At 50.0% G+C, this 13499-nt stretch carries 10 protein-coding genes; 5 read left to right on the top strand and 5 right to left on the bottom strand.

Translation table 11 applies throughout. The annotated features are described in order from the left end of the window. Positions 1-75 precede the first annotated feature (75 nt). From LKE53_05945 to LKE53_05930, 4 genes are all read right to left on the bottom strand, one after another. The gene (locus LKE53_05945; GenBank protein ID MCH3972295.1) at positions 76-930 is read right to left on the bottom strand and encodes a carbohydrate ABC transporter permease; all 855 of its coding nucleotides are present in this window, start codon (positions 928-930) and stop codon (positions 76-78) included. Then, positions 927-1817 (bottom strand): sugar ABC transporter permease, encoded by an 891-nt coding sequence (locus tag LKE53_05940; GenBank protein ID MCH3972294.1) that lies wholly within the window; start codon positions 1815-1817, stop codon positions 927-929. Before LKE53_05940 ends, LKE53_05945 begins: the two co-directional genes overlap by 4 nt. An 18-nt stretch (positions 1818-1835) precedes the next feature. Continuing rightward, positions 1836-3140 (bottom strand): extracellular solute-binding protein, encoded by a 1305-nt coding sequence (locus LKE53_05935; GenBank protein MCH3972293.1) that lies wholly within the window; start codon positions 3138-3140, stop codon positions 1836-1838. A gap of 85 nt (positions 3141-3225) precedes the next feature. Then, complete coding sequence (locus tag LKE53_05930) at positions 3226-5412, bottom strand: alpha-galactosidase (protein ID MCH3972292.1); 2187 nt, start codon at positions 5410-5412, stop codon at positions 3226-3228. A 328-nt stretch (positions 5413-5740) separates the two neighbouring features. Between LKE53_05930 and LKE53_05925 the strand changes: the two genes are divergently transcribed. Further along, the gene (locus tag LKE53_05925) at positions 5741-6580 is read left to right on the top strand and encodes an AraC family ligand binding domain-containing protein (protein ID MCH3972291.1); all 840 of its coding nucleotides are present in this window, start codon (positions 5741-5743) and stop codon (positions 6578-6580) included. A 138-nt stretch (positions 6581-6718) separates the two neighbouring features. Next, positions 6719-7639, top strand: a complete 921-nt coding sequence (locus LKE53_05920) for a DMT family transporter (protein MCH3972290.1) — start codon at positions 6719-6721, stop codon at positions 7637-7639. 174 nt (positions 7640-7813) lie between these two features. On the opposite strand, the gene LKE53_05915 is transcribed toward LKE53_05920, so the two are convergent. After that, a complete protein-coding gene (locus LKE53_05915; GenBank protein ID MCH3972289.1) occupies positions 7814-8878 on the bottom strand; it encodes a substrate-binding domain-containing protein in 1065 nt (354 codons plus the stop codon). A 283-nt stretch (positions 8879-9161) separates the two neighbouring features. Here LKE53_05915 and LKE53_05910 point away from each other — a divergent pair, with 283 nt between their 5' ends. Genes LKE53_05910 through LKE53_05900 form a run of 3 tightly spaced genes read left to right on the top strand, consistent with a single transcriptional unit; the run spans position 9162 to position 13458 of the window. Further along, positions 9162-11195, top strand: coding sequence for a family 31 glucosidase (locus LKE53_05910; GenBank protein MCH3972288.1), 2034 nt, complete (start codon positions 9162-9164; stop codon positions 11193-11195). Positions 11196-11228: 33 nt separating this feature from the next. Then, entirely contained in the window at positions 11229-12872 is a 1644-nt protein-coding gene (locus LKE53_05905; GenBank protein ID MCH3972287.1) for a sodium/solute symporter, read from the top strand. 13 nt (positions 12873-12885) lie between these two features. Beyond that, complete coding sequence (locus tag LKE53_05900) at positions 12886-13458, top strand: hypothetical protein (GenBank protein ID MCH3972286.1); 573 nt, start codon at positions 12886-12888, stop codon at positions 13456-13458. Positions 13459-13499: the final 41 nt, after the last annotated feature.

The following is a 13499-nucleotide window of genomic DNA, read 5'->3' as shown; positions in this document are numbered from 1 at the left end:
AAAACAGGCAAAGCCTGCACCGCCCGGGACGCTGCTCCGCGGCGGTACAGACTTTTTGAAAAAGAAAGCGTTGCTTTATTTGACAGCGCCGTTGATAACGCCGCTGATAATCTGCTTTTGGCACACCAGGTAAAATACAAGAATGGGTACCAGCGCCAGCAGGTAAGACGCAAAGGCCAGGTTGTAGTTTGTGCTGAACTGACTCTGAAAGTTGAGCTGTGCCAGCGGCAGAGTGTTGCTGCCGCTGCCGCCCATCAGAATCAGCGGTGTCATTACGTCGTTCCATGCGCCGAGTGCGGCCAAGACCGCTACAGTTGCGTGCATCGGTTTCATGTTGGGAAAGATGATATGCCAGTAGGCAGTCCAGACGCTTGCGCCGTCGACGTAGGCGGCTTCCTCCAGCGAAAGGGGAACATTTTTCAGGTATCCGGTGTAAAGCATCAGGTCCATAGGCAGGTAAAAGACCACATAAAGGATAATGACACCGGCCCAGTTTGTCAAGTGGAAAAAGGCAGTCAGCTTTGCTTCCGGCATCATCAGAATGGCAAAAGGAACGAACATACCGCTTACTAGGTACATATAAGAAAATTTGTAAAACTTGTGTCGCTTCATGTTTCTGCCTATGGCGTAGGCCGCCAGCGGGTGGATCAGCACGCACAGCGCCACGGTGCACAGGGTAATCACCATGGAGTTCAGCAGGGAGTGCCAGAAATCTGTCACCTGCATCGCTTCAGAAAAATTTGACAGGCTCCACTGCATAGGTAGCTTCAGTGCACCCATGATGTCGTTTGTCATCTCGGCGGGCTTCTTGAACGCGATTACGATCGTCATATAAAGTGGGAAAAAGATTGTGATACAGCCAATCAGCAGCAGAACCGTGATAGGGACGTTTTTCGAATTCCTGGTTTTTACAGATGTTTTCTGATTCATAGCTGCTCCTCCTTGCTTCCCAGATATTTCATCTGGAATACGGAAATCGCGACAATGACAATGAAGAACACGACCGCGTTGGCGCTTTGGTAGCCGAACTGTCCGCCACCCATGCCGTTGTTGTAAATCAGGTAAGAAATAGATTCCGTGCTCTGTGCAGGGCCGCCCTGTGTCAGGGACATGATCTGATCAAAAACCATCAGCGCGTTTTTCATACTCAGCACCAAGTTCACCGTGACAAAGGGCATAATCAGCGGCAGGGTAATGGACCGAAAGCGCTTCCAGCCAGTTGCACCGTCGATTGCGCCGGCCTCATAGACATCTGATGGTACAGTCTGCAGACCGGAAATATAAATCAGTGTATTCATCGCAATAGACTGCCACGCGGCAACCAGCACAATGGCGAACCAAGCGCGGTCTGTGCGGGCAAGCCAGCTTGAGCTGAGGTCGGCAATGCCCAGTGCAGTGCCGATTGCGGGCAGAATATAGGTAAAGAAAAATGAAAAGATATAGCCAACCACCAGTCCACCCAGTACGTTTGGGACAAAATAAATGCCGCGCAGGGCCGATTTTGCGTAAATTTTAGAGTTCAGGCCAAGGGCAAGAATTAAACTGACCACATTAACCAGTACAGTGGATACAACGGCAAAAAGAAAGGTAAAACGGTACGAATTTCCGACACGGCCGTCGCCGAAAAGGTCAGCGTAGTTTCGCAGGCCCACCCAGTCGTAGCTCCCGAAACCACGGAAATTTGTGAAGCTGTACAGAAAGCCCTGAATGAGCGGCAGGGTGTTAAACAGGAAAAATAGAATCAGGATAGGCAGCAAAATGAAGAAATAAGAGCGTTCCCGGCTGCCAAGCGGCTTCTTTGCTTTTTGACGGTTCATACGCACAGAACTCCTCTCTTAAGATACAGAGCTGGTGGAAACAGAGCCGTGCTCTGTTTCGTATTTTTTCAGCTTTGCAATAGTGTCACGGTTATACCGCTTCCAGTTTGTATCAAAGGTCTGCAGAAAATCCGCTTTGCTTTGGCCGAGCAGATAGGTTTGAATCAGCGCATCGGCAGACATTTCAGATGGATAGTGGTGGTCCTGATAGTCTGCCATCTTGTTTTGCTGGATATATAACTTCATGCCGTCAAGCATAGAGGGAAGCGTAAAGCTGCCGGTCTTGCAGGAAACAGCGTTTTGATCATCTACATATTTCTGTACATTTTCGTCTTTCAGCATATAGTCCAGTACACGGTAGCAGGTGGCTTTGTCTTTCGTCCCTTTCATAATGCTGAACTGCAGGTCATTACCAGAGTTCAGCTTGTTTTCGGTGGCGCTGCTGCTGGCCGGCAAAACAAAGGAGTCAATGTCGATATCGGCGTTGACAGTCTTAATCTGCGGAACCGCGTAGCTGCCAATCAGCATCATAGCCGACTGCCCTTTGGCAAAGGCTGTGCACGCATCGTTGTAGCCGTAGGCAAAGATATCTTTTTGTCCGTATTTCGTCAGTTCTTTTTCTTTGTCTGCCACTTCACTATAAGCTTTTGTAAAGGTCGTTCTGCCTAGATTTACTTCCTGGGCAATGTTGGGCTCTACCAGGTCCACCGCAATAGCGTTCCACGGGGCGAGCGATGTCCACGAATCTTTCAGGGCAAAGTAAAATGGTGTAACCTTGGCGGCCTGCATCTTTTTGCACAGAGAGATCAACTCTTCCCATGTGGTGGGAATGCTCCAGCCGTACTTTTTGAAAATTGCCCGGTTGTAAAGGACACCGGAGGCATTTGCAGCATAGGGCAGGGCGTAGGTCCCCGCCTTTGGCACCAGTTCCAGATTCTTGTCCATTTCCTTATAGACGCTCTTAATGCTTTGCAGGCCCTTGTAGCTGCTGATATCCTCAAGCATATCTGCGTCCAAAAGATTGGAGTAGGTGCTGTCGCCGCCAATACCGATAATGTCGGGCGCGTCGTTTTTAATCAGGCGCGTTTTCAATACGGTTACAGCATCATTTGGGGAAGAGACGACCAGGTTAATGTCCGGGTTTTCTTTGTTGAAGTCAGCAGCCATTTTTTGAAAAATGGAAACTGCTTCGCGTTTGTACTCTAAAAGTTCGATGGTTACTTTTCCGCTGTCCGCTGTGCATCCCGCTGTGATGACCCCCATGCCGAGGATCATGCTGGCGGCGAGCAGCAGGGCAAGCAGGTGCTTCAAGTGCTGTTTCATTGCAAACCTCCCATTCTGTATTTCTCTGCGGCCTTTTCCGCAGAGGATGACAAAGATAACACCTTTTCAATTTTTGCAGATCATTTCATACCTGATGGAAGCGCCACAGGCGGCTTGTGAAGTCTCCGAGAACCGGTGGTACGGTCAAGCCTGCGTACATCAATTCGTCACCGCCGTAGACTGCTTTGGTATCGGTATCCTGGTACTGTGCGCTGGGGTCAAGATCACGCAGACGCAGAATATGCACGGGCGCGGCGGGCTCTGCAAGGACTTTAAAGTAGAAAACGGCAGCATCTGATTGGTCCTGCGACAAAAACAGCCACGCGGCCTCGTTTCCTTCAAACGGGCTGAGCAAGCGGTGCTGTGTACCAAACTGAATCATGGGGCGCAGTTCTTTGTACAGCTGTACCTGCCTGCGGATTTCCTCCCGTTCCTGTTCAGTCAGCTGGCCCAAATCCAGCTCGTAGCCGAAGCAGCCGGACATCGCGGTTAGCCCGCGGGTAGAGAGCGGCGCAATGCGGCCGACCTGCTCATTTGGGGAAGCAGAAACATGCGAACCAATGGTTATAGGGGGATAAACCAAACTGGTGGCGTACTCAATTTTCTGCCGGCACACGGCATCGGTGTTGTCGCTGGCCCAGGTCTGCGGCATGTAGTAAAGAAAACCGGGGTCAAATCTTCCTCCGCCGCCTGAGCAGCTCTCAAATAAGATATCCGGGAAGCGGCTGGTGATTTCCTCAAGAACTTGATAAAGACCAAGCATGTAGCGGTGGGCGGTTTCGCGCTGCCGTTCCGGCGGCAGAAGCGCCGAGCCTACTTCAGTCATGTGGCGGTTCATATCCCATTTGACGTAATCAATCGGTGCACTGGAAAGTACTTCTTCTACAGCGTCTGTAATATAATGGCATACGTCTTTTCGGGAAAGGTCGAGGACTAGTTGATTGCGGCCTTTTGAGCGGACTCGCCCATTTACGTGCAGGCACCACTCTGGGTGTGTCCGGTAAAGGTTGCTGTCTTCGCTGACCATTTCTGGTTCAAGCCAGATGCCGAATTTCAGCCCCATGCGGTGTGTCTTTTCTCCAAGACCCGCTAGCCCGCCGGGCAGTTTTTTCCGGTTGACGACCCAGTCGCCAAGGGAAGAATTGTCGTCGTCGCGCCTGCCAAACCACCCGTCGTCAAGGACCAGAAGCTCAATGCCCACCTTTGCGGCCTCAGAGGCAAGCTTAAGAATACTGTCTTCGTTAAAATTAAAATAGGCGGCTTCCCAGCTGTTGATTAAAACAGGGCGCTGCGCATCACGGAATTTTCCGCGGCAGAGGCGCCGCCGGTACAGCGGATGGTAAATCTGCGACATGCCGTCCAGGCCTTTGTCGGAGTAGACTAAAACGGCCTCCGGCGACTGAAATTCCTCACCGGGCTTTAGCAGCCAGCTGAAATCAAATGGATTGATGCCGATATTCATGCGTGCTGTATGAAACTGGTCTGTCTGCACTTCTGCGAGAAAGTTTCCGCTGTATACCAGGTTCATACTGTAAGCTTCCCCGGAAGCTTCGCCTGTATTTTTGCGCAGCAGGGCAAAGAAAGGGTTATGTTGGTGGCTACTGGCCCCGCGGCAGCTGTCGACTAACTGAGTCCCCGGCGCGAGCGGACGCCGAGCAATGTTTCGCTCATTTGCATGGGCGCCGTCCAGTGTGAGCAGGTCAAATTGGTCGTCTGTGAAATCAACGCTTGCGCTGAGGACCCTGTTTAGGCGTATCTCTTTTTTTCCACGGTTTACAAAGCGTACGCTGCGTGCTATTGCACCATTCCCTGTAAAAATGGTGTATAGGAGCACCGCTTCCAGGCCGGAAAGGGTGTCCTGCATGGTGAGCTCCAGCGTTTCTGCTTCTTCGGGACTTTCTGTGTACGTGGCAGGAAGCCCCTGCAGCTTTGGCTTTCCTTTGATGATGCGGTGTGCGCAGCAGCGCAGGTCTGTGACAGTTGAGCCGTTTGGATAGGCAGCCTCAAAAGCCGGCACGCGAAAATCTCCATTTCCATAGGCGGGGTACTCCTGCGGCAGATTGTCCAGAGAAAAGGTGCGGTCTTCACCAGTTGGGTTTGGGGAAAAGGCCCGGTCCATAAAGACGTGTGGTGCGCTTTCGTGAAATGCACGCAGCTTTTTTCCCCAGTATTTGTGGGAAAGGCGGCCGTCTTGTGAGACCTGTAGTACATAGCTGACACAGTCGTTTGAAAGATGAAAGAGCTGCTTCTTTGCGTCATAGAATATTGGCATTTGGATTCCTCCTTTTACTTTTTAAAAGAGATTGCACTTTAAAGTATGGGCTGATATACTATAAAAAATGATGAAAAAAGGAATAGCGTTTTGCTGATGCAGGCACAGAAATCTGTATCTATCTGCTGCTAAAATCAGCAGATAATCCGGAGATCCTTTTGCTGACTCGGATGTGATGCTTAAAAATTTTCTATATATTACATATAATTTATTGCTTTTGACAGTTTTATTATAAATAAAAACAGTGCCCCAAAAAATAAATATTTGATGTAATTGTTATAGAAATGATGCAGAGACTTTACAGCGCTGATGGCGGGGAGGGGAAAAGATGACAGAGCAGATAAAGGATTACTACAAGAAAGCAGACGACTTGGCTATTTTGGGTCTGCAGGTGCTGCACGCGGGCAGGCAGGTGTGCTCGCCCGGGCACTATTTTGGCTACACTACACGTGCACATTACCTGATTCATTATGTAATTTCCGGAAAAGGAGAGTACCATGTGCATAGCAGAGTATATCATCTGCAGGCAGGGGACGGCTTCTTGATTCAACCTAATGTCAGCACGTTTTACAAAGCTTCAGACGATGACCCATGGACTTACCGCTGGGTTGGCTTTAATGGAACCGCTGCGCGCCCTCTACTGGCACATGCAGGCCTGACCGGCAGCAGCCTGGTCTTTCACTATGACAAAGACGATTTCCTCACAGATTGCTTTGCTCACCTGATGGAGTGCTGCCGCGACCTTTCTGTGAGCAGTATCGTGGGCACCGGCTATCTGTTGCTGCTCCTAGGCAGGCTGCAGGGGCAGATTGAGACAGACAAAGCGAAGCCGCAGGCCGGCAAACGCGATTATTTTTCCAATGCCTGCTTTTATATCCGGCAGAACTATATGCGGGATTTGAAAGTGACCGATATTGCCGACTATCTTTCCCTTGACCGTTCTCAGGTTTACCGTATTTTTGAGCAGGAGGTGCACATTTCGCCAAAACAGTATCTGACGAACTATCGGCTTGACTGTGCTGGAATCTTAATCTGCACGACGGATATGTCTTTTCACGAAATTGCAAGTATGGTTGGCTTTGAGTATCCATCTCATTTTTTTCGATGTTTTAAAGAACATTTTGGCCTGACACCCTCTGAATACAAAGCCTCTGCCGGCGGCAGCTAAAGCCTTATTTCCCGGGAGATAACGGAATTCCTTTGTAAGCCCGGATTTGCTGAAACCTTGTCTTGCGCCGTCTGTTGGAATTTGCTATAATGAAAATCAGTCGCTTATCCGACAGAATGCAATTAAGGAGGGTACAAAATGAGCAAGCGGGCCATGGGTGCTTTTCTCACAATTTTCGGCGGGGCGTGCTGGGGCGTTTCCGGCTCTGTTGGGCAGTACCTTTTTACCCGGCAGGGAATGGACAGCCGCTGGCTTGTTCCTATTCGTTTGGGGCTTGCCGGCATTCTGCTGTTTTTATATTGTCTGGTTCGGTATCGTTCACAGCTGTTTGCTCCGTGGAAAAGCCGCCGCAATGCTGTTGATCTGCTTATTTACGGTGTGGCGGGCGTCAGCGTCTGCCAATTCCTATATTTCTTGACGATACAGCTTTCCAGTGCTGGCACTGCCACAATTTTGCAGGACCTTTCTCCTATTATGATTTTGCTGTGCGGCTGTGTAAGTGCGAGGCGCTTTCCCCGTGCCTTTGAGTGGGTCAGCATTGTACTGGCGTTGTCTGGGGTGCTTTTGCTGACAACGCACGGCAGTCTTGGCAGCTTTGCCGTTTCCCCGGCTGCGCTGCTCACAGGTGTTTTAAGTGCAGTCTGTGTGACAATTTACAATGTGGAGCCAAAGCGCCTTTTGCGGCAGTTCCCAGTGGCTGTGCTGCAGGCGTGGGCTTTTCTGATGGGTGGCGTGCTGTTTTCGCTGGCCTTTCGTCCGTGGAGCTTTGGCTATGTGCCAAACTTCAAGGGACTGCTCGGTATTGTCTTTGTCGTTGTCGTAGGCAATATTTTGGCGTTTATGAGCTTTATGTCCGGGGTGAAGCTGATTGGTCCGGAAAGAAGCATTCTATACGGCTTTTCTGAGCCGATTACCGCTGCACTGATCAGTACGCTGGTGCTTGGCTCCTCTTTTACCCTGTGGGATGCGGTGGGTTTTGCTGCTGTTTTTGCCATGCTGGTGTTGATTTCTGCAGCACCGCAGGCGGATGCAAAAACAATTTCTTCTACTGCTGTGTAAAGATTTTTGTACTTCGAAATACAATAAAAATAACAAAAGCCGCGGCGCTCCCCAAAACAGGAGCGCCGCGGCTTTTGTTATTTAATAATTTGTTTTTAAATCACTGGTACAGAAAACACTGGGCTTTGTACCAGTGAATCAAGGAATACGGCGATTCTTTTCGCGGCAGCTTTTTTACAGCCGTCCAATAAAGTATTCCAGATTGCTTGGCAATATGACCTCCAGCTTCGTGTCATAGCGGCTCTGTGCAATAGGCTGGTTGTAGCACATTTGGCGAAATAAGAGACTGCAGGCTAGGCGCGCCTGTTCTTTTAGGTCTTGAAAAACCACTGCGTCAATCATGCCTTCTCGCAGGTAAGGTTCACTTTGCGCGGTAAGGTCAATACCGACTAACCGTATTTGCGCTTTCCCATGCTTTTTCAATGCAGCGGCTATAGCTTCAAGCCGATAGGTCAGGTCAAAAATACCGGCTAGGTTCGTCACTCCCCAAAGCGGCTCCAGAGCAGCTTCCATTGCGGCGCTGCCCGCCGGGACTTCCAGCGGCTTTGCCAGACATACTTCCGAAAACTGCTGCATTCCATCCGTGAAGCCGCGCAGGCGGTTTTGGGTTACATAGCGGTTTGCATGCGATTCTTTTGGCACCAGCACTTGCACAGTCCCGCCTGGAAAAGCCATGCGGCCCAGCAAATCTGCTGCCAAGCGCCCGGCTTTATATTCGTCAATACCGATAAAACTTTGGCAGGGCGCGCCGGGAATCTGCTTGCTCAGCAGCACTACCGTACAGCCCTCCTGCTGCAAACGCTGTAGGACGGGAAGCAGACGTTCTGGGTCAGAGGCGGCAATCACATAGCTGCGAATGCCACTGCGCAGGGATTCCAGCAAAAAGGCCTCCTGCTTTTCTGGCTCCTGCGGCCCTGCCGCACAGGCCTGCACCGTCAGCCCATGGTCACCGTACTGTGCCGCAGCCTTGCGCAGCCCCGCATGAATGGCTGGCGCAAAATAGGCCGCATCCGCGGACTCATAGTAGCAGCAGGCTATGCGGTAAGCTTTGTTCAGTGCAAGGTTGCGGGCATTGTTGTTGGGGACATAGTGATATTTTTTTAGAGCCTCCGTTACGGTTTGGCGTGTTTTTTCGCTGACGCGGCCCTTGTTGTTCAATACTTTGTAGATAGTGGTGCGGGAAATGTGAATCTCTTCCGCAATTTCTTCCAAGGTAGAGCGGGCGTTCGTTGAAATCATGTTTTCCTCCTGCCCGGTTGGGAATAGGTTCTTTGCAAATGATATAAAAATACTTTTCCCTATTATAACATAAATTGCATATCTACGCGTGCCTTTCCACGGAAAAGTAAATAAAACTGTGCGTAAGGAGGTACAATTTCACAAAACTGAGCACCTGATTTCGACAATTACGACGAAAATCTTAATATTAAATAAATAATTATAGACAAATAGGTACATACATGCTACTATAATGCTGTTAACACGTGTTAAATATAAAATTCGATTACAGGAGGGAGTCAATTTGCTGTTTATACAAGAAGATACCTTTTACCGCCGTTTTGATAAAGAACTGCTGTGCATTCAGCCCTTTGGAAAAAATGGTTTTCGCGTGAGGGCAACCCAGCTTTCTACGTTTCAAGCAAGCCAGCCCTCTGCGCTGACAGAGCCCAAAGCACCGCAGCCCTTTTCAAGTGCAGAGATAACAGGAAACAGTGCGCGCTTGCAAAATGGGGACATTATCTGCGAGGTTCTCTGTACCGGAAAACTGAAGTTTTACAATCGGAATGGAGATCTTTTGCTAGAAGAATACGATAAAAATCGCTTTCGCGAAAGCGCACCCGGCGAAGCGGACAGCGCTCTGGAGATTGCCCCACGCACTTTTGTGCCACACCGCCAGACAGACCACTTTGCTTTAACAGTGCGTTTTGAGGCGAAAGAGGGAGAGCGCTTTTACGGCATGGGGCAGTATCCGCAGCCGTATCTCAATCTGCGCGGCTGTGTGCTGGAGCTTTCCCAGCGCAATTCCCAGGTGACAGTGCCGTTTGCGGTTTCCAACCGCGGCTACGGTTTTTTGTGGAATAATCCGGCAATCGGAAAGGTGGTGTTTGGGCGCAACTTGACCGAGTGGACCGCCGACTCAACCTGCCAGATGGACTACTGGATTACCGCGGGCGATACTCCTGCTAAGGTCGTAGAGGCCTATGCGGATGCGACCGGAAAAGTGCCGCTTATGCCGAAATTTGCTACTGGTTTCTGGCAGAGCAAGCTACGCTACCGTTCTCAGCAAGAGGTGCTCAACGTGGCGCGCGAGTACCGCAAACGCGGCCTGCCGCTTTCCGTGATTGTCATCGACTTTTTCCACTGGACTGCGCAGGGTGACTGGAAATTTGACCCCGTGCTATGGCCTGACCCCGCGGCAATGGTGCGGGAGCTGAAAGAGATGGGCATAGAAACCATGGTTTCTGTCTGGCCTACTGTAGAGGAAAAAAGCGAAAACTTTAAGTACATGGAGGAGATGGGCTATCTCATCCGCTCAGAAGCAGGGCCGCGCATGGGCATCAAAAACAAAGATACTTATATGGATGCAACCAACCCAGGCGCTCGCGCATTTGTGTGGCAGCAGCTGAAAAAAAATTATTTTGACAAGGGAATCCGCCTCTTTTGGCTTGACGAATGTGAGCCGGAAATCAGCCGATATGAATATGAAAACTTCCGCTTTTATCAGGGCTCTGATAAAGCTGTGGGGAATATTTATCCGAAAGAGTTTTCTCGCATGGCTTATGAGGGCCTGCACAAACAGGGCGTACAGAATGTTGTCAGCCTGACACGCTGTGCTTGGGCTGGTTCACAAAAATATGGTGCTCTGGTTTGGACAGGAGACCTTTCCTCCGACTTTGCTTCCCTGAAGAATCAAATTGCAAACGGCTTAAATATGGGCCTTGCGGGGCTGCCGTGGTGGACGACCGACATAGGCGGTTTTACCGGTGGAGACATCCGTTCGCCAGAGTTTCGCGAGTGCTTCGTGCGCTGGTTTGAGTTTGGTGCTTTCTGTCCGGTGTTTCGCTCTCATGGTTTCCGCAAGCCCCTGGTGATGGCCGATGGAAAGACCTTTCGTGCAGGCGATGCGGATATTTGGAAGTACACCAGCGGTTCGCCAAACGAGGTTTGGTCGTATGGGGATCAGGTATACCACATTTGCAAAAAGTATCTAACTCTGCGTGAGCGCCTGCGCCCCTATATAGACGAGCAGATGAAAGCTGCACACGAAAAGGGTACGCCAATCATGCGCCCACTGTTTTACGATTATTCACAGGATAGGCGCGCTTGGCATGTAGAGGACCAGTACTTATTTGGACCAGACATTTTGGTGGCGCCGGTAACGGATGCCGGCTGCCGGGAAAGAAGCGTCTATCTGCCTGAGGGAAACTGGCAGAATCTTGCGACAGGCGAAATCTGCCGCGGCGGGCAGGAAATTGTGTGCAAAGCTGCGCTTCAGGACATTCCGGTCTTTCTCAAAGCGGAGCGCGCGGCTTCTATTTTACCGGCGGAGAAATAAAAAAACGATTAGGTTTGGGATAAGGAGAAGATAATGGGTACATTCGGCGTATTGAATTGGGTCGTCCTTTTGGGCTATTTTGTCGCCATGATGATCATGGGGAAAAAGATTGGCAAAAGCAACAATAGTACAGAAGCTTACTTTTTAGGCAGCAGAAAGATTCCATGGTGGGCAATTGGTCTTTCTGCAATGGCAACACAGTGCTCGGCGGTGTCTTTTATCGGTATGCCGGGCTGGGGCTACACCAGCGGCTTAAAGCGGCTGACTTTTACATTTCAGTTTCCAATTGTCATGCTCATCATAATGGCTACCTTTGTTCCGTTTTTCTATCACACAAAGGTCGTCAGCATCTATGAATACTTAGAAAAGCGTTTCGGCAAAAAGTCGAGGGGCTTTATGGCTTTTATTTTCCTGCTTTCCCGCGGGCTGCAGACCGCTATTGTCATGTTTGCCCCGGCGCTGGCACTTTCCATGATTACCGGTATAGACCCTAAAATCACAATTCTCATCATGGGTGGCGTTTCCATTGCTTATACGGTGCTGGGAGGCATTACTGCGGTTATCTGGACGGATGTTGTGCAGATGTTCATTATTTGGGGCGGCATCTTGCTGGCCATTTTGTTTCCGCTTTTGCACAGCGGCGGTTTTTCAACCGTGTTGGCCAACGCGCAGGCAAATCATTTTCTGACTCGGCTGGATTATTCTTTTGATATCAATAACCAGTATTCCTTCTGGGGCGGGCTGCTCGGTTCCGGCTTCCTGTATTTGGCTTATTTTGGTACAGACCAGAGCCAAGTGCAGCGTCTGCTCACAGCCAAGTCCGTACGCGAGACGAAAATGTCCATGGCGTTGTGTGGCTTTATTGTGCCGATTCAGACGCTGCTGTTTCTGTGCGCCGGCATTAACCTGTTCACAGCCTTTGGCGGCAAACACTTTGCAAACTCCGACTATGTTATGCTGACCTTTATTACCAAGTATCTGCCGGCAGGCATTGCCGGGCTGGTTACCGCAGGTGTTTTCGCTGCCGGAATGTCCAGTGTTTCCTCTGCTTTAAACTCCCTGGCAACGGTTACAGTCAGCGACTTTTATAAAAAGTGGAAACCGCAGGCTGATGACCGCCAGTGTCTGCGAGTTTCCCGATTTGCCACATTCTTCTGGGGGCTGTTCTGCACCGTCTTTGCGTTGCTGCTGGGCGGGCTGGGCACGGTGCTTGACCTTATCAATGTCATAGGGCCGATGTTTTATCCCTGCATGCTCAGTGCATTTATCTTGGCTGTTTTCTGCAAGCGCGGTAATGAGAAAGGCTGCCTTGCCGCCATCCTTACCGGCTTGGTTGTAGATATTTACATGTTCCGCTTTACTTCTATCGGTTCTTTGTGGTGGAGCTTCTTTGGGACCATTGTCGCTGTGGCGGTCGGCTATCTGGTCAGTGTTTTAACCAGCAAAAAAGAGGAGAAAACCGAAAAAGAACAGCAGAAAGACCTTGAAAACTTTGACTTCACCACCGCCACCGGCAGCGCGCTGACTATTCACAACATTACAAAACTGGCCGTTGCCGGGAAAATTGCCGAAAAGGACAAAGAGGGCTACTATGTTATTCCGGGTAAAATTGACAAGATCGGTTATGGCCTGATTGCTTTCTTTGTAGTGCAATGCATTATTTTGTCCATTATCTAAAAAGGAGTACACGATGGAACTGGAATGTCTGACTTTGAAAAATGCCGGAGAGCCGCTGCAAATCCTGGCGGACTTTTTAAAAACAATGGTTGCCGTGATGAAATACGGAAAGACTGTGATTTACAGGGGAGAGGTGTTTTATATTCCCTGCTATCTGTTTACTTTTGAAATTCCTAAGACAAAGGAAATCTATCTCATCCTGCAGAGTGTGCTGTGTGAAAGTACGGCATTTTTCAGCGCAAAAAGCGGTGCCTGTCAGGAACCTCAGACCTGTGACCAGCGCTGTGTGCTGCAGTTTCACAAAACGCAGGAAAAGGCCGCGGAAGAAATGAAGCGTAAGATTCAGCTTAACCGAAAAATGCGGCAGATGTTCCGAAAGTATCGCCCCGTGCAGAAAAGCGCCGCGTGTGTTTATGTGCCAGAGCATTCTTTCTACGTAAAAGGCAAGCAGAATCACCTTTTTTTGGTAGATCCTTTATTGGGAAAAGTGGATTTTGCCAACCTACCGGAAGCAGAAGCGCGCTTTGCCGAAAATTATCTGGCAGACCTGCACAGTCAGAAATCCGGGCTCTCTCTTGTGCCTTAAAGTTTTTCCAGCCGCGGCGTTCCTCAAAGCAGGAACGCCGC

The sequence above is a fragment of the Oscillospiraceae bacterium genome (assembly GCA_022483045.1).
Taxonomy (GTDB): domain Bacteria; phylum Bacillota; class Clostridia; order Oscillospirales; family Acutalibacteraceae; genus Caproicibacterium.
Note: the sequence above shows the minus strand (reverse complement) of the source record. Positions and strands in the feature narration are given on the sequence as shown.

Coding starts and splice junctions, on each gene's coding strand:
- LKE53_05945 (MCH3972295.1), bottom strand. CDS start 930: ATGAATCAGAAAACATCTGTAAAAACCAGGAATTCGAAAAACGTCCCT.
- LKE53_05940 (MCH3972294.1), bottom strand. CDS start 1,817: ATGAACCGTCAAAAAGCAAAGAAGCCGCTTGGCAGCCGGGAACGCTCT.
- LKE53_05925 (MCH3972291.1), top strand. CDS start 5,741: ATGACAGAGCAGATAAAGGATTACTACAAGAAAGCAGACGACTTGGCT.
- LKE53_05920 (MCH3972290.1), top strand. CDS start 6,719: ATGAGCAAGCGGGCCATGGGTGCTTTTCTCACAATTTTCGGCGGGGCG.
- LKE53_05935 (MCH3972293.1), bottom strand. CDS start 3,140: ATGAAACAGCACTTGAAGCACCTGCTTGCCCTGCTGCTCGCCGCCAGC.
- LKE53_05915 (MCH3972289.1), bottom strand. CDS start 8,878: ATGATTTCAACGAACGCCCGCTCTACCTTGGAAGAAATTGCGGAAGAG.
- LKE53_05930 (MCH3972292.1), bottom strand. CDS start 5,412: ATGCCAATATTCTATGACGCAAAGAAGCAGCTCTTTCATCTTTCAAAC.
- LKE53_05900 (MCH3972286.1), top strand. CDS start 12,886: ATGGAACTGGAATGTCTGACTTTGAAAAATGCCGGAGAGCCGCTGCAA.
- LKE53_05905 (MCH3972287.1), top strand. CDS start 11,229: ATGGGTACATTCGGCGTATTGAATTGGGTCGTCCTTTTGGGCTATTTT.